12 protein-coding genes are annotated in these 15,796 nt (G+C 64.4%); 2 read left to right on the top strand and 10 right to left on the bottom strand.

From position 1 onward, the window contains the following. Positions 1 to 118: 118 nt before the first annotated feature. Together H9K76_RS09895 and H9K76_RS09890 are read right to left on the bottom strand one after the other, a co-directional pair. On the bottom strand, positions 119 to 1,432 hold the full coding sequence (locus H9K76_RS09895; RefSeq protein WP_187599961.1) for an OprD family outer membrane porin: 1,314 nt from the start codon (positions 1,430 to 1,432) through the stop codon (positions 119 to 121). A 403-nt stretch (positions 1,433 to 1,835) separates the two neighbouring features. After that, positions 1,836 to 2,807, bottom strand: a complete 972-nt coding sequence (locus H9K76_RS09890) for a LysR family transcriptional regulator (protein WP_187599959.1) — start codon at positions 2,805 to 2,807, stop codon at positions 1,836 to 1,838. Between the two features lie 97 nt (positions 2,808 to 2,904). Here H9K76_RS09890 and ilvD point away from each other — a divergent pair, with 97 nt between their 5' ends. Next, positions 2,905 to 4,602: a dihydroxy-acid dehydratase gene (gene ilvD, locus H9K76_RS09885; protein WP_187599958.1), complete on the top strand. Its 1,698-nt coding sequence runs from the start codon at positions 2,905 to 2,907 to the stop codon at positions 4,600 to 4,602. A gap of 44 nt (positions 4,603 to 4,646) precedes the next feature. Here ilvD and H9K76_RS09880 read toward each other — a convergent pair whose 3' ends face one another. The 3 genes from H9K76_RS09880 to H9K76_RS09870 form a co-directional block, all read right to left on the bottom strand. After that, positions 4,647 to 5,105, bottom strand: a complete 459-nt coding sequence (locus H9K76_RS09880; RefSeq protein ID WP_187599956.1) for a MarR family winged helix-turn-helix transcriptional regulator — start codon at positions 5,103 to 5,105, stop codon at positions 4,647 to 4,649. A 91-nt stretch (positions 5,106 to 5,196) separates the two neighbouring features. Then, positions 5,197 to 6,714, bottom strand: coding sequence for an indolepyruvate oxidoreductase subunit beta family protein (locus tag H9K76_RS09875; RefSeq protein WP_246475433.1), 1,518 nt, complete (start codon positions 6,712 to 6,714; stop codon positions 5,197 to 5,199). Between the two features lie 35 nt (positions 6,715 to 6,749). Then, positions 6,750 to 8,948 (bottom strand): thiamine pyrophosphate-dependent enzyme, encoded by a 2,199-nt coding sequence (locus H9K76_RS09870; RefSeq protein ID WP_187599954.1) that lies wholly within the window; start codon positions 8,946 to 8,948, stop codon positions 6,750 to 6,752. Positions 8,949 to 9,347: 399 nt separating this feature from the next. Here H9K76_RS09870 and H9K76_RS09865 point away from each other — a divergent pair, with 399 nt between their 5' ends. Next, positions 9,348 to 10,379 carry an AraC family transcriptional regulator gene (locus H9K76_RS09865; protein WP_187599952.1) on the top strand — a complete coding sequence of 344 codons (1,032 nt, stop codon included), beginning with the start codon at positions 9,348 to 9,350 and terminating at the stop codon, positions 10,377 to 10,379. Between the two features lie 126 nt (positions 10,380 to 10,505). On the opposite strand, the gene H9K76_RS09860 is transcribed toward H9K76_RS09865, so the two are convergent. The 5 genes from H9K76_RS09860 to H9K76_RS09840 form a co-directional block, all read right to left on the bottom strand. Further along, positions 10,506 to 11,378: a SphA family protein gene (locus H9K76_RS09860; RefSeq protein WP_187600567.1), complete on the bottom strand. Its 873-nt coding sequence runs from the start codon at positions 11,376 to 11,378 to the stop codon at positions 10,506 to 10,508. 146 nt (positions 11,379 to 11,524) lie between these two features. Beyond that, positions 11,525 to 13,120 carry a phytoene desaturase family protein gene (locus tag H9K76_RS09855; RefSeq protein ID WP_187599950.1) on the bottom strand — a complete coding sequence of 532 codons (1,596 nt, stop codon included), beginning with the start codon at positions 13,118 to 13,120 and terminating at the stop codon, positions 11,525 to 11,527. Between the two features lie 4 nt (positions 13,121 to 13,124). Then, complete coding sequence (locus H9K76_RS09850; protein WP_187599948.1) at positions 13,125 to 13,922, bottom strand: cyclase family protein; 798 nt, start codon at positions 13,920 to 13,922, stop codon at positions 13,125 to 13,127. A 13-nt stretch (positions 13,923 to 13,935) separates the two neighbouring features. Beyond that, positions 13,936 to 14,502 carry a flavin reductase family protein gene (locus tag H9K76_RS09845; protein ID WP_187600566.1) on the bottom strand — a complete coding sequence of 189 codons (567 nt, stop codon included), beginning with the start codon at positions 14,500 to 14,502 and terminating at the stop codon, positions 13,936 to 13,938. Between the two features lie 27 nt (positions 14,503 to 14,529). After that, positions 14,530 to 15,777 (bottom strand): styrene monooxygenase/indole monooxygenase family protein, encoded by a 1,248-nt coding sequence (locus tag H9K76_RS09840; protein WP_187599946.1) that lies wholly within the window; start codon positions 15,775 to 15,777, stop codon positions 14,530 to 14,532. Positions 15,778 to 15,796 lie beyond the last annotated feature (19 nt).

Raw genomic sequence — 15,796 nt, 5'->3', positions numbered from 1 at the left:
GATGATTTTTTCGGCACTTCGTGCGAATGGCTGTTGTCAGCCCGGAAACCGGGGAAAGTTCATCGCTGAAGCGCCCCCGGACCGATGCAGCATTACCGCGTATCGCAGCCATCCGGCATTACCATTTGTACTCCATGGCCAGACGATTCTGCCAGAATCTGGCGTCCTGAACGGGCGATTTCGCCCATGCGATGAAATCCGTGATGCTGAGCCCCTTCCATTTTCCGCTGAAATGGTAGATGGCGTATCCCAGATACTCGGATTGGCGCAGACTGGGGGCGGCAGCGCTGCTCTTCAGGTCCATATAGGAATAACGTGCGCCAATGAACCATCCAGGTGCCGGTGAACCATTCAGATCGACGGCATAGGCATTTCCCGCCCCCAGGTCCTGCGTACTGGAGAGAAATGGCTGGGCAAACAGCGGGCCGGATCCGACATTATGCGAATAAGGAGTGACCAATGCTCCATTCAGATAGGAGTCCGATTTTGGAACAATCCTGTCGTAGCTCACCGAAAATGTCACCGAATTGCGCTTGGCCCCTACCTGGGCTCCATATACCTTGCTGTCGATATTACCCAGCAACTTGCGGCCATCACCGGTTTCCCTGAACACCTGGGCAGCCACAAAGGGCTTGATACCCTCGCCTTGCGCGCTGAGCTGCGCCTCGGCATAGGTCAGCTTTGCATAATCCAGGTAGCCGAAATACCAGGCCTGGCCCTTGAAAAGCATGGATTGGAAGTCGATGCTTTTCACCCCGCCCACTCCATAGAACCCATTGGATTCCGTGCGCCCGATCGGCGAATACGGGTCCACGTTGCTGGTGTAGGTCGTCAGCTTCTTGAAGTTGTTGTCGATATACGACTTGAAGCGCGTCATGCGCACGGCGGTGATGTAGTTGTCGTCGGAGAGCCCGTAGCGCGCCGAGACCCCCTGGAACAGTTGCGGCGCCATCCGCCAGTCATAGGTCGCTGCGAATGGCAGTTCCAGCGCCTGGTTCCCCACAGTCACACGGGTGTCGGCATTTTCCCAGCGGACATAGGCCTCCCCCATTGCGGTGATGTCAGGGCCGATGTAGCCATCCACCTTGGCGGGATCGCTGGATCGATGCAGCGGCCGCTGCAGGAAACCCGAGAGTCCGAAAGAAAACCCGTTGTACCGCGCGGAGCGAAAACCCAGCTTTCCCCCGATACTCGCCGTATCCTGGTTCAAGCCCGGTACGTAATATGCATTTTGGCTGTGAAAATAGATGGCCCGCGCATTGCCTTCGATTTGCCCCTTGGAAAACATTTCCCCCATATTTACGGCGAAATTTTCCTCGCCGGAGGGAGATTCTCCCGTATCCGCGGCATGTACGGCGCCGCAAAGAACCATGGCAGAGGTAATAAGCACCGCCCTGATTCCATTCACACGATGGATTTTGATATTCTTCATGGTGTCTCCGTTGTTGTATTCAGCTTTCAAGCAAGCATTTTTCAAGCATCCATCCACCGGTTCATTTCCGCATCAACGGGCCGCGCCCAATACCACTCCACGCACACGATCAAGTGCGTGAATAAAGGAAAAAGAAAACAGGAAATGACACCGGAAAGAAAACCGTTCGGGGTGTCCATCAAGGGCGGTACGTGTTGCGCACCCGGGGAACCCCGCTGCGCTATCGGTGACCCTGATGGGGTCTGGCCTGGCCTCGGGGGCCGCTTGTCCGGCGGGTGGGACGGCGGCGATGGTTCACGAAAGGAACTGTAGGTTTCCTCTCGCAAAATAGGCTATCGTTCTTGAGCCTTGCCCAAGGCATTCAACAGCACTAAATTTCGAGATTCCATTTTTCTGCGGCATTTCATGAACGAGGTCTGCGGTGCGTTACCGCCTCCATCTGGAGTACCTCGATCTGGGTGCGCACGAACTCCACGAAGCGAGCCAGTGCGGGCGACAGCGAGCCCACGGGCCAGACCAGGCTGGTCTCGCAAGTCGGGAGCAGCGCCGCCTTTCTGCCCGGTTTCTGCGGGCTTGCCACTTCGCGATAGACCACGCCGGGCCGGCGGAACTGCATCACGCTCGCGGGCACCCAGGCCACGCCCATGCCGCCCCAGACCAGGTTCACGATGGTCTGCATCTGGATCGCCTCCTGCACCACGCGAGGCGTGACACGGTTCAGCCTGTACAGATCCATCACCGCGTCATGGAGCGACGGCATGATGCGTCTCGGGAAGATCACCAGCGGCTGTGCCAGCACCGCCTTGAGTTCAAGTGTTTCGGCCTGCGCCAGGGCATGTTGCTCCGGCATCGCCAGCACCATCGACTCCCGGCCGACGGGCAGCCGTTCCCATCCAACGGGGGCGTGCTCGGGTGCATGAAGCATCAGACCCGCATCGATCTGTCCGCGTGCGAAAGCCTCCATCTGCACATCACCGGTGGCCTCCACCAGTTCAAGCGACACGCCTGGCGTCTGCGCCAGAAAATCCCGCACCCACAGCGGGAGCTGCGTGAACCCGATCGTGGAGACGAAGGCGAGCCGCACCCGCCCCAGTTCGCCCGAGGCGGCCGCGCGCGCACGCGCCGGCAACGCCGCCGATCGGGCAAGCAGCTCGCGCACCTCGGGCAGCAGCGCCTCGCTGGCGGCCGTCAGCGCCACGTGCCGGCTGCTGCGCTGGAACAGCACGACCCCCAGGCTTCGCTCCAGCTGCGCAATGGCCTGGGTGAGCGGTGGCTGGGTCATGTGCAGGCGCCGCGCGGCGCGGCCGAAATGCAGTTCTTCGGCCACGGCAAGAAACTGCCGCCAGACACGCAGATCGATGATGGGGTCATTCATATGCCCAGCATATCAATTAATCCATCAAATAGGATTGGATCGGATGAATGCCAAGCCTCATACTGGATACCGTTTTCCCCACAACGAGAGACACGCCATGGACACCAAGACAATCCAGATCAACCGCCGCAGCGCGAACATCACCGAAGGCAAGGCCCGGGCCGCCAACCGTTCCATGTACTACGGGATGGGCTACAAGGAAGAAGACTTCAAGAAGCCGATGGTCGGGGTTGCGAACGGCCACAGCACCATCACTCCGTGCAACTCCGGCCTGCAGAAGCTGGCCGATGCCGCCATCGCCGGCATCGAGGAAGCCGGCGGCAACGCACAGGTGTTCGGCACACCCACCATCTCGGACGGCATGTCGATGGGCACGGAGGGCATGAAATATTCGCTGGTCAGCCGCGAGGTGATCTCGGATTGCATCGAGACCTGTGTCGGCGGCCAATGGATGGATGGCGTGCTGGTGGTCGGTGGCTGCGACAAGAACATGCCGGGCGGCATGATGGGCATGCTGCGTGCCAACGTACCGGCGATCTACGTCTACGGCGGAACCATCCTGCCCGGCAAATGGAAAGGCCGCGACCTGAACATCGTCAGCGTGTTCGAGGCCGTGGGCGAGAACGCCGCGGGCAAGATCAGCGACCAGGAGCTCAAGGACATCGAGCAGCACGCCATTCCCGGAACCGGCTCCTGCGGCGGCATGTACACGGCCAACACCATGTCGAGCGCATTCGAGGCATTGGGCATGAGCCTGCCCTACTCCTCCACCATGGCCAATCCGCACGATGAGAAGGCCAACTCGGCCAAGGAGTCGGCCAAGGTACTGATCGAGGCGATTCGCAAGGACCTCAAGCCCCGCGACATCGTGACGCGCAAGGCCATCGAGAACGCCGTATCCGTGATCATGGCCACGGGCGGATCGACCAATGCGGTGCTGCACTTCCTCGCCATCGCGCACGCGGCCGAGGTGGAGTGGTCGATCGATGACTTCGAACGCATCCGCAAGAAGGTGCCCGTGCTCTGCGACCTCAAGCCAAGCGGCAAGTACCTGGCCGTGGACCTGCACAACGCAGGCGGTATCCCGCAAGTGATGAAGCTGCTGCTCAATGCGGGCCTGCTGCACGGCGACTGCGTCACCATCACCGGCAAGACCATTGCAGAAACCCTGGCCGATGTGCCCGATGTGCCGCCCAACCCGGAGGTGATCCGTCCCATCGACAAGGCGCTCTACAAGCAGGGCCACCTCGCCATCCTGAAGGGCAACCTGAGCCCCGAAGGCGCCGTGGCCAAGATCACGGGCCTCAAGAACCCGGTCATCACCGGCCCGGCACGGGTGTTCGACGACGAGCAGTCGGCGCTGGCCGCCATCCTCGACGGCAAGATCAAGGCGGGTGACGTGATGGTGCTGCGATACCTGGGCCCCAAGGGCGGCCCCGGCATGCCCGAGATGCTGGCACCGACCGGCGCGCTGATCGGAGCAGGCCTGGGCGAAAGCGTCGGGCTCATCACCGACGGCCGCTTCTCGGGCGGCACCTGGGGGATGGTGGTCGGCCACGTCGCGCCAGAAGCAGCGGCAGGAGGCAACATCGCCATGGTGCACGAAGGCGACTCCATCACCATCGATGCGCATCAGCTGCGGCTGCAGCTCAATGTGCCCGAGGAAGAACTCGCCAAGCGCCGCGCAGCCTGGAAGGCTCCTGCTCCGCGCTATACACGCGGCGTACAGGCCAAGTTCGCGTTCAATGCCTCCAGCGCCAGCTCGGGTGCCGTGCTGGACAACTTCAAGGTCTGATCGCGGGTCGATGATCGCCAGGAGCCGGGATGCTCCGGCGATCATCAGGACGCCGTACGTCCTCCCGTACGGGTGTGCCTGGCGATGAGCTCGTGCAGCAGTTCCTTCAGTACCGCCACTTTGTGGGGATCCAGGGGTTTGAGCACATCGCGCTCATGCTGTTCCGCCTTCTCCATGAGGCCCGAGACCAGGCGCCGTCCACTGCGCGTGACGCGAACCAGCGTGAAGCGACGATCGTCCAGGCTGGTGGTGCGCTCGATATGCCCCTGCGCTTCCAGACGCAGGACCAGGCGCGTCACCGTGGGCTGCTTGCTCACCGTGGTCTGCGCGAGCTCCGAGATGGCCATGGAGCCATGGCTCGCAAGTGTGGAGAGCACGCGCCACTCAAGCACCGACAGGCCTTGCTGCTCCACGATCTCGTGGAACTCGGTGGAGACCAGATACCAGGCCTGGCCCAGCAATGCGGGCAGATAGTCATCAACAAACGCCTTGGTTTTTGCCATGCCGCGAGCCACCTCATCCATCTCTCGATCCTTGGCGGATTCTAGCGTGGGGTCGTCGGGCATCACATTGCCATGCATACGCGGCTCGGGCTCAGTTTGCGGCGGGAGCACCCAGCGCCCACTGCGCAATCAGCGCCTGCAGGCGATGGCCGTGCTCATCGGCCAGGGCCGCCTCACGCAAGGCCTTCAGGCTGGCCGGTGCAAGCCTATGGGCATGGCGATCCACCACCGCCATCAGGCACTCGTAGTTGCCAAGGCCACGCGCGTGCGTGTCGCCATAGCCCTTGACGAGGCGTTGGCAGCGCGCCGTCTCCAGCGCGAGCGCGGGGTCGATGCCGGCAAGATTGCACAAGCGCGCGAGCCAGGTTTCGATGCGCCGGTTCTCCAGTTCGAACCGGAGCGTGGAACGCCTGCCCCGGCGCCACCGCGCGAGCAGATAGAGCAGCATGAAGCCACGAACGGAACTGGTGCGTACCACACGGCCTTCACGCGTCAGGCGTGCCGCGATGCGGTTCACCGCATGGGGCCTCGCCAGCCAGCGCCCCAGTCCGGCGGGCAGGGTTTCACAGATTTCCTCCAGGCGCGGATGCATGAACTCGTCTATCTGCAGGACCTGCCCGGACTGCACGCTGGCCTCCCCTTCCACACGTTCAAACCGGCTGGCGCGTGTCTTGAGGTCGGCCACCCGGATGACGTCCTCGTACGACATCCACAGCGCGAGATGGCGCGCGGTCTCCGACAGCAGCAGGTGATCCACGCCCTTCGCGGCCGCCAAGGCATCGAGCCGTTCGAGATAGAGCCTCGCGTACGCCACGTCCTGATAGTCGATCAGCCGCCGAATGCCTTCCACCGCCGTATCGGCAACGCTCTTCTCGAACCGCTGCGCGTGGGCCAGCAGCCGGGCGACCTCGGGGTGCCGGGCCTGTGCGGCAGCGGCGTCGCGCAGGCCGGGCGCATCGGAGGCCAACGTGGTCACCGGATCGGCGCGTGCCCGTTCGACACCCGAAGCGAAGGCCTTGAGGCTGCTCTTGACGCCCACCCCGCCACGCTCGATGGTGTGCTCGAACTGCTGGCGATTGAAGGGCAGGACCTCCGCCCCGCACAGCGCGCCGAACAGCACCGCGCTGATGACGCTTGCGCTGTCCGCCGCGACGGCCGCCATGTCGAAACTGATGCAACGCCTGGCCGCCTTCCGTGACTCGCCCAGCAACTGGTCGCCGTCGACCCGGCCGTCGCCCATGGCCATCTTCTCGGCTATCGAGTAGACCCGATGCGTGGAGGTGATGAGCGTGGTGCGATCGGCCGTCACGAAGCCACGCTGCACGGCCCTGCCGGCCTCCATGAGTTCCGATGCCATCACGATGTCGACGTCTCCCGGCATGGGCACCTGCGCCAGCACGGGTGCCCGCGCACCCGGCAGATCGGCGCCGGGAAACAGCTCCACGTAATAGATCGTCGCGCCCGTGCGCTGCGCCACCCCGGGTACCGAGGTCGTCTGCGCAAAATAGCCATTGCTCTCGCCCAGGTCGACCACCCAGTCGGCCAGCACGCCGCCACCCTCGCCGCCCATGGCGAGAATCGCGATCTTGATCGGTTCCGCATCCAGCATGTTGAAACTGCTCCGTGAATCTGTTGCCCCGGCCATTACAGGACCGCCCATTTGTCGCGCCGGCGGGCATCTGCACGCTGCAGCCAGCCGATCACGCCGCGGCGCAGCCGCTCGCGCAGCCGTTCCCAGCGCGTGGGATGGCTCACGATCTGCGAACGGTAGAAGGACGGACACAGCACGGCGGCGTGCGCCACCTCGCCGCAGGTGCCACAACCGACGCAACTGTCGATGACGGTTGCGACCGGGTCCTGGCGCAATGGGTCGGGATTCGTGCGCACCGACAGCGACGGACAGCCCGACAGCCGGATGCAGGAGTGGTCCCCTGTGCAGGTATCGGGATCGACGCCAAAGCGCTCGCGAACCACCCGCTCGCCAGCCTCCAGTGCCGTGCGGACCAGCTTCTTCTCGCGGCGCTGGCGATTGAGCATGCATTCGCTCTGAGCCACCAGCACCTTCGGGCCGGACGTGCTCGTGGTCAGCGCCTCGCGCAACGCACCCGTCATGGCCTTGAGATCGTAGGTGCGGCGCAGGGTCTTCACCCACGTCACGCCCACGCCGCGAACCGCCTGTTCGATTTGATGGCCCGTGCTGCGCGTGGGATTGTCTGCACGCGATGACGGAATGTCCTGCCCTCCCGTTGCCGAGCTGTAGTTGTTGTCGACGATGATGGTCAGGTTGTCGCTGCGATTGAACACGGAGTTGGCGATGCCGCTGGTCAGCCCGTTGTGCCAGAAGCCGCCGTCCCCCATGACCGCGATCGCCCGCTTGGCCGCTGGCGCGCTTCCCGGCGGCACATTGAATGCGGCAGCCGCCGCGCTTCCCAAGCCATAGCCCATCGTGGTGTTGCCCAGGTTGAACGGGGGCAGGATGGAAAACAGGTGGCAGCCGATGTCCGCACTGAAATGCAGCGCGCCCAGTTCACGCTCCACCAGCTTCACCGCCGTGAAGATGGGCCGCTCCGGACAGCCGGTGCACAGCCCCGGAGGACGCGCGTGAACCAGCGCATCGAGCGCGGCCTTCGTTTCTGCCTGGCCCTGCACCCCTGCCTGTCCTGCCCCGGCCACGGCCGGAACCAGCGGAATCACCCGCCGTGGCGCGGCCTGCACCAGGCCGTAGCGCTCCAGGAACGAGCGCACGCCCGCGAGCACCGTGGCCGTGTTGTAGTCGCCCGCCAGGGGCAGCACGTCCTTGCCGTGGAGTTCCGTGGCCAGCCCGCATTGGCGCAATATCGCGGCGACGTTCTGCTCGATGAAGTTGGGCTGCCCCTCCTCCACGACAAGCACGGCGCGCCTGCCGCGGCAAAAACGCTCGAACTCGGCGTCAACAAGCGGATAGGTCACATTCATCACGTACAGGGGAATCCGCGAGTCGCCATGGACATTGGCAAGGCCCAGCTTCTGCAGTGCACGGATGACCGTGTTGTATGTTCCGCCCTGCAGCGCAATGCCCACGTCCGCCGCGTCCTCGGAAAAGAACTCGTTGAGCCGCCGCTCCTCGATGAATCGCACCGCGGCGGGCCAGCGCTGCTGCACCTTTTCGCGTTCATGCAGGAAGCTCGCCGGCGGCAGCACGATGCGGTTCACGTCGCGCACCGGGTTTTCCAGTGCATCCTTCACGGTGAACGCGCTACGCCGGTTGTCACTGGCCACAAAACGGCCATGGAGGTGGCAGGAACGGATGCGCATCTGCAGCATGACCGGCGTGTGGCTTGCCTCCGACAGCTCGAAGCCGTCCTTCACCGCCTGCACGATGCTCGGCAGGTTGGGCCGGGGGTCCAGCAGCCACATCTGCGACTTCATCGCAAACGCGTGGCTGCGTTCCTGCATGATGGAGGAACCCTCGCCGTAGTCCTCGCCCACGATGACCAGCGCGCCGCCCGTGACGCCGCCGGAGGCGAGGTTGGCCAGTGCGTCGGATGCCACATTCGTGCCCACCGTCGCCTTGAACGTGATCGCGCCGCGCAGCGGATAGTTGACGGACGCCGCCAGCGTCGCCGCCGCGGTCGCCTCGCTCGCGCTGTTTTCAAAGCGGATGCCGTACTCCGCCAGAATGTCCTGGGCATCCGAAAGCACGTCCATCAGGTGCGATATGGGCGAGCCCTGGTAACCGGCGACGTAGGCGACGCCCGACTCCAGAAGCGCCTTGGTCACGGCAAGGATACCCTCGCCCGCGAAGACCTCTCCTGCCCCCATGCGCAGCTTCTGCACTTCGTGCACAAATGATCGTTCCGCCATGTCTGTCTCCGGGTTTGTCGCACCGCGGTTCTCTTGTCCGGGTGCGTTCTGTGTATGTCCAAGACTCTCCGGCAGGCCGATCATGGCGTCAATACATGATTAATCATGCATTCAGGGTTTTCGCACTTTCCGGACAGGCACTGCGTGAAATGGATACGCCACGTGGGCTGCACCTTCACTTTTGCCATTCAAAAGTCAGCGCGCTGCCAAAGCTCGGGTTTTCCTTGTGATCGCATTCCGCTCTCCGATTTACGATTCCGCGGAAAACAGGGAATCGCCGGACCGCGCCCGAAAGACGCTCCAATGCATGAAAAATCATGCTCCCGCCACCCGCGCAACCGGCATCGAACTCGTCCAGGTACCCTGACGATCAGTGATTCCCTGAAAAAGGAACATGCCATGCTTTCCACGATGACATCGATCGCCTCCGCCGCAAGCCTGCCGTTTGCGCCGCTGGCCGTGGAGCGTTTCTCCAGCGCGCCCAACCGGCTGCTCTTCGCCTCTGCGGACGTGGACGAGACCCGCTCCATGGTGGGCCGCGTGATGAAGCCGCACCAGCTCAATCGCACCACGGGCAGCAGCGAGCGCCTGGACGCACGCATGTACCACGCCAGTCTGGGCGACGTGTGCCTGAGCCGCCTGCGCTATGGTGCCTCGGTGGACATCGAGCCCGGCCCCCTGGAAAGCTTCTTCCTGGTCCAGATGCCGCTGACCGGGTATGCGCAGATCGATTGCGGCGGCCAGCATGTGCACTCCAACCAGAGCGTGGCCTCCGTGCTGAGCCCGGATGACGAAACCCGCATGCACTGGAGCGCCGACGCCGATCAGCTGATGATCCGCATCACCCGCTCGCAGGTCGAGCGCTCGCTGGCGAGCTACCTGGGCCATCCGCTCAAGCAGCCGCTGCGGTTCGAGCTGGGCCTTCACTGGCAGGACAATGCCCCCTGGCGCTGCCTCATGTCGTATCTGCTCGATTGCACAACGCACCATGCGGATCTCTCGCAGAACAAGTTGCTGGTTTCCCAGATCGAGCAGCTCGTCACGCTGATACTGCTGACCTCGCACCGCCACAACCACAGCGAAACAGCCCCAGCGCGCTGTGGAACCGTTCTGCCCCGCCATGTGCGGCGCGCGCAGGACTTCATGCAGACCCATGCGCACGAACCGCTTTCCGTGGAACAACTGGCCGACGTGGCGGGCGTGAGCTTGCGAAGCCTCTACTCCGGCTTCAAGGATTTCCTCGGAATCAGCCCGATGCAGTATCTCCGTGACCTGCGCATGGAGCGTGCGCGCAGCGAACTGCTGGGCAGCGAAACCAGCAATGTGGCGGCCGTGGCCCTGCGATGGGGTTTTGCACACCTCGGGCGCTTCAGCAGCGAGTACAAGCAGCGCTATGGAGAATCTCCCAGCCAGACGCTGCGCAGGCGCTGACACCTCCCCCGCCCCCAACCGGCGCGCCGATTCCCGACCCACGGTCCCCAAAAAAGCGCCCCAGACCCTGCGATCCGGGGCGCAAGCTTGTCGTCACTCGCATGGGATGGCTCGCGCCGGTTCGGGCTAGAACGGTATCGTTGCCTTCACGAACAGCTGCTGTCCTTCGGGACGGTTGCGTACGTTGAATTCCTTTTGCCACTTCAACGTGACGAGCACGCCCTTTTCGTTGGCATAGCGGATCGAGGGGCCGATGGCGACTGCCCGCGCCTTGCCCATGGCACTGGCAGGCCCGCGGTCATCCTGCACCTGCTGGAACACGTGGCCGCCCACGCCGGCAACCCAGCCGTTCCCGAAGCCCCAGCCTGCCGCGTAGTCGGCATGGATGGCCTGACCCGAACGTGTATCGGTGTCGCTGTTGCGACGGTTGATGTCGTACATGAGCTTCAGGTCGGCGTTGAACCCTTGCGGCTGCATGTAGGTGATGGCCCAGACGGGCTGGAAGGTCCAGTAGTTCTTGCCGAGGCTGGAAGGATCCTTTGTGCTGTAGTCGCCCGTGGGTGCATAGATATCCAGTCCCACCACCTGATGCAGCGACGGCGAATGGTGGTACCCCAGCGCCGCGCCCAGCGTGAGGTCGCCGAGGCCCGAGCTCTTGAAGGTTGCACCGTTGGCGCGGAACTTCACGTCCAGCAGCGGGGCAATGGCATGGAACGCAAGCTGGCCGCCGGCCACGGTCTGGTTCGTCACCCAGACCAGGCGCGGGGCGAGCACGTTCACGTCCACCTTGAAGTCGCTCAGCAGCGACTGCCCGCTGTTGCCTCGCAGCTTGTCGTAGCGCATCGCGCCGCCGTAGAGCAGGAAGTGCACGCCGGGCGGAGGCAGTGCACCCACGAAATAGTTCTCCAGCCCATCGGGATAGATGCCCAGGCCTCCGCCTTCGGTGGCATGCACGCCCGGGCTGGCCCCGATCGCGCCCGCAAGGCACAGAGCGCCCATGAGCGATCGTTTGCGTTGGAAACGGATTGTCTTGTTCACGGTCTTGTCTCCTTCTTTTCAAGTTCTCGTTGGTTGATCTGCCCTGTCTCGTCAATCTCCTGGCTCCGCCCGTTCCATCCGTTGACGCATGGATTGGGCGCGGGGTGCTAAGCAAGCATCTGCGCCACGCGGTATCCGGATCCGGCTCCCAGGCCCGGCCCGGGATGCGTGCTTGCGCCGATGTGGAAGACGTTGGCCACCGGCGTGCGATGGCCACGTGCGCCATGGCTTCCGGCAAACGGCCGCAGCCAGAAGAACTGGTCCGGCGAGCACACGCCCGCGTAGGGGTCGCCCCCAACGAGGTTGCAGTTGAGCGCTTCGAGATCCGCGGGCGAATAGGCCTTGCGCCCGACGATGCGCTCGCCCAGCCCCGGCATGACGCGCTCCAGCCGCGCCTGCACCCGATCCGCGAACGCCTCGCGCACCTCGCTGGTCCATCGGCCGTCCGCCGGCACGCTGATCTCGCCCGCCGCATCGCCCCGCAGGCGCGTGGGCAACTCCTGCATCTGGATCCACAGAATCCACCCGCCCTGCGGCGCCCTCGATACATCCGCTACCGTGGGTTGCCCGATGCCAAGGGTCGGCCTCGCGGGCAGCAGGCCGTTGTTCGCGCTGGTGACGGATTCGCAGACCTGCTCCATGCCTTCCGTCAGGTGCACCAGCGGCACGTGCAGAAGTTCGGGTTCCAGCCAGGCCGGAGGCGCATCGAGCGCGAAGTGGATCTGCATGTCGCCTCGGCCGTAGCTGAACTGCTGCGCACGTGAGCGGACCTCCTGCGGCATGTTGTTGAGCAGGCGCGCATAAAGCTGCTTCGGCGCGACGCTGCAGACCACCGACTCGCTTGCCGCGAAGCGCCTGCCATCCGCCGTGCGAACGCCCGTTGCGCGCTCGCGCTTGCCCATGCCCTCGGTATCGATATGGTCGACCTGCGCATTGCAGAGGAGTTGCCCGCCCTGCCCTTCGATGACGCTCGCCAGGGCCTTGACCAGTTGGCTGCCCCCGCCCTTGACGACCGGCATCCCGCCACTCACCACCGCGGCAAAGGTGAGCTTGCCGATCAGCGCGGACGTGGCGTCATCCGGGCCGAGTCCGGAGTGCAGCGTCCACGGCGCCATGACCGCGCGCGCGGTATCCGACTGCAGCCTGCCGTGCGACCAGCGCCTGAAGCTCTCCATGGCGCTGCCCGCATAGGCCAGCATGCCATCGGTGCCGCGCTTGCGCCATTCGGACCACAGCAGCTTGAGCATCGGCCATCCGTACGGGTCCCCTCCGAGCAGCCCGAAGGTCAACGCGGCATCACGCCCGAACAGCTCGCCCGCCACGGTCTGCAAGGCGGCTCCGTCGCCCGGTGCGATGGCATCGAGCCTCAAGGCGGCGTCATCCAGATCGCGCTTGAGCGCCAGCCCGCGCCCATCGGGCCAGACCAGGCCCGTCGTGTACTCGGGAAGCAGGAACTCCAGTCCCGCGCGCTCGAGCGCCGGCTTGAGTTCCGCATAGCCGGGACTGCCCGTGAACAGCGGATACCAGGAGGACATCACTTCGTGGTGATAGCCCGGAAACAGCTCCTCCGTGCGAATGCAGCCTCCCAATCGATCATTGCGCTCCAACACCAGCACCCGCTTGCCGCGCAGCGCCAGCAAGGCCGCGCCCACCAGCGAATTGATGCCGCTGCCGACGAAGATGATTTGCGTGTCTGCCGCCATCGGCCTACTCCACCAGCGCCAGCACGCGCAGCGGGCTGCCCGAGCCGCCTTCGATCTTGAGTGGTGCACTGACGATCATGGCGCCCTGGGGCGGCAGTTGATCCAGATTCTTCAGGCACTGCAGGCCGAAGCGGTTCGCGCCGTGCATCAGGGTATGGCAGGGATACGCCACGGGCCACGCATAGGACTGGCCGGCATCGGTGTTGATGGTTTCCACGCCAAAGCCATGCACCTGGCGCTGGCCGATCATCCACTCCACCGCCTCCTGTGTCGGGCCGGGGGTGTGCGCTCCATCCTCGCGCAGGTTGAGAAAGGCAGCGGCGTCATCGGCCTTGAGCGACCAGTCGGTGCGGAACAGCACCCAGGCGCCCGATGGAATCCGGCCATGGCGCTGCTCCCACGCCTCCAGGTAGGCCACGGTCAGCAGCCAGTCCGGGTTCTTTGCAACCTCTGCCGACGCATCGACCACGACGGCAGGAGCAATGAAATTCTGCGGCGCGATGGTATCGACGCTGTTGGCCGGATGGTCGCGGCCGGTAATCCAGTGCACCGGGGCATCGAAGTGCGTGCCCGTATGCTCCCCGCACGAGAAATTGTTCCAGTACCAGCCAGGCCCGGCCTCGTCGTAGTGCGAGATGCGTTCGATCTTGAACCCCTGGACCTGGCCGAACTGCGGTGGCAACTGAAGCGCCGGAAACGATGGTGAGAGCGTCTGGGTCAGGTCGATCACCCGGACGCTCCCGCTTGCCAGCCTCAGGGCGAGCGCGGAAAGAACGGAAGCAGATGCGTTGTTGTCGTGCATGTTGTTGTCTCGCTCAGGAATGCTTGTCGGGTGCGGCTTGCACCGCATGCAGGCTGGTGAACCTGCCGGCGTGGAACACCAGGGGCACGCCGGGTGTGCTGGAGGTGCGCACCACGCGCCCCACCATCAGCAGGTGGTCGCCCGCGTGCCGGCTGTGATCGTTGGCACACACCAGGGTAGTCACGGCGCCGTGCAGCACGGGCACGCCCTCGGGCGTGATGTGCAGATCCAGCTCCGCGAACTTGTCGACGACCGCGGGGTTGGCAAAGCGCCGGGCCAGTTCCTCATGCTCTCGCGGCAACACGTGAATGGCAAAGTGCGCGCAATCGCGGAATACGGCAAGGCTGGGTGAATGGTTCACCAGGCTCCACAGCACCAGCGGCGGATCCAGCGAAAGCGACGCAAACGAATTGATCGTCAGCCCCACGGGGCGGCCGTCGGACGCCGACGTGGTGACGATGGCGACTCCTGTTGGATAGCTTCCCAGGAGCTTGCGCAGGGTGTGCGGCGCGAGGTCGTCACTCCCCCATGGCGGGCTGAGTGAACCAAGGTTGCCACCCACGTGGCGGTCTTCATCCATGGCAGCGCAGGCAGACATGGGCACTCCTCAGGCCGCAACCGGCATGGACTGCTGATGCTCGGCAATCAGCCTCGCGGCGGCAGCCGCGTCGTCCCAGGCCGGGAAATAGTTGGGGGGATGGTTGAAGCCATTGGCAATCGTGGAGGCCAGCGTCGGCAGTTGCCCCGCCGCGCCCAGCAACTGCAGCACGTGCGGCGGTGGAGGCGTGAGCAGCGAGTTGGTCCAGCGCACCACCCACCTGGCGTAGTCCCAGTAGCACTCGAAGGTCTGCTCCATCCACTCGCGCGTGTAGGCCTGCTCGCCGCGCTCGAGAATCGCGCCCAGGTAGACCTTCGCCGCCTTGGCCGCGTTGTTCGATCCCTGGCCCGTGATGGGATCGTTGGTGACCACCGCATCCCCCAGGCCGAACACCAGGCGCCCCGAGGGCAGCGTGAGCACGGGCTTGCGCACGGTGGGTGCGAATGCACCGGCAAGCACGCCCCTGTCGTCCGTCAGTTCGACGTTGCGCGCCCGATCTCCCTCCCACGGCAGGTAGGTGTCGAGAAAGCGCTTGCTGACGGCCAGATGCTCGGCTGGTGTCGTCGCGCTCTTCCAGCAATCGAGCGGGCCGCCTGGAACCCCTTCGAAGACCATGATGTCGCAGGGACCGGAGAAGGTCAGCGCCGGAAAGACAAAGTACTCGCCCACCCCGGGCACCAGGTTGAAGGACACGCGCGAGTACTCCGGCGTCGGCCTGAGACCGTGCACGTAGGTCAGCGCCAGTGCGCGCTGCGGCTTGTCGAACGGCGATCGCGCGGCATCGCGTTCGAAAAGCCGCACCACCTCGCCCTTGCCTGCCGCGAGGATCACGAGGTCGTGCGTGTCCGCCAGCGCCTCCAGTTCAGCGATGCCCGCGTCCATGATCATCACTTGGCCGCCGCGCGCCTCGACCTGCTCCAGCCAGACGGGCATCTTCAGGCGCTGGTCGACGGACTGTGCAGGACGATCCAGCCGTGCGCTCCAGTCGATGACCTTGGCCCCGGCCTGCTCCGGATGCGGAACGGCGAAGCCGATGCCCTCCACGGGTGGGCAGGTGTTTTCCCAGTCATTGATGCCCAGTGCACGCTCCACATCGAGCGACGGCGCAAACATGCACTGGCTCGACGTGACCTTGCCCGCACGAATCTCATCAGGTGTTCGGTTGGTCACCACCGTCACCTGATAACCCTTGTCAAGAAGCCCGAAGGCCACGGGCAGGCCCGCCTGGCCGCCACCGACGATTGCAACGCTGCGCATAGATGTCTCCTGAATGATT

The organism is Diaphorobacter ruginosibacter (assembly GCF_014395975.1).
Classification (GTDB): domain Bacteria; phylum Pseudomonadota; class Gammaproteobacteria; order Burkholderiales; family Burkholderiaceae_C; genus Diaphorobacter_A; species Diaphorobacter_A ruginosibacter.
The sequence above is the reverse complement of the archived record's forward strand: the minus strand, read 5'-3'. Positions and strand labels throughout refer to the sequence as shown.

Bases quoted from the DNA above. Each gene is read 5' to 3' on its own strand.
- H9K76_RS09895 (WP_187599961.1), bottom strand. From the start codon at position 1,432: ATGAAGAATATCAAAATCCATCGTGTGAATGGAATCAGGGCGGTGCTT.
- H9K76_RS09890 (WP_187599959.1), bottom strand. From the start codon at position 2,807: ATGAATGACCCCATCATCGATCTGCGTGTCTGGCGGCAGTTTCTTGCC.
- ilvD (WP_187599958.1), top strand. From the start codon at position 2,905: ATGGACACCAAGACAATCCAGATCAACCGCCGCAGCGCGAACATCACC.
- H9K76_RS09880 (WP_187599956.1), bottom strand. From the start codon at position 5,105: ATGGCAAAAACCAAGGCGTTTGTTGATGACTATCTGCCCGCATTGCTG.
- H9K76_RS09875 (WP_246475433.1), bottom strand. From the start codon at position 6,714: ATGCTGGATGCGGAACCGATCAAGATCGCGATTCTCGCCATGGGCGGC.
- H9K76_RS09870 (WP_187599954.1), bottom strand. From the start codon at position 8,948: ATGGCGGAACGATCATTTGTGCACGAAGTGCAGAAGCTGCGCATGGGG.
- H9K76_RS09865 (WP_187599952.1), top strand. From the start codon at position 9,348: ATGCTTTCCACGATGACATCGATCGCCTCCGCCGCAAGCCTGCCGTTT.
- H9K76_RS09860 (WP_187600567.1), bottom strand. From the start codon at position 11,378: ATGGGCGCTCTGTGCCTTGCGGGCGCGATCGGGGCCAGCCCGGGCGTG.
- H9K76_RS09855 (WP_187599950.1), bottom strand. From the start codon at position 13,120: ATGGCGGCAGACACGCAAATCATCTTCGTCGGCAGCGGCATCAATTCG.
- H9K76_RS09850 (WP_187599948.1), bottom strand. From the start codon at position 13,922: ATGCACGACAACAACGCATCTGCTTCCGTTCTTTCCGCGCTCGCCCTG.
- H9K76_RS09845 (WP_187600566.1), bottom strand. From the start codon at position 14,502: ATGGATGAAGACCGCCACGTGGGTGGCAACCTTGGTTCACTCAGCCCG.
- H9K76_RS09840 (WP_187599946.1), bottom strand. From the start codon at position 15,777: ATGCGCAGCGTTGCAATCGTCGGTGGCGGCCAGGCGGGCCTGCCCGTG.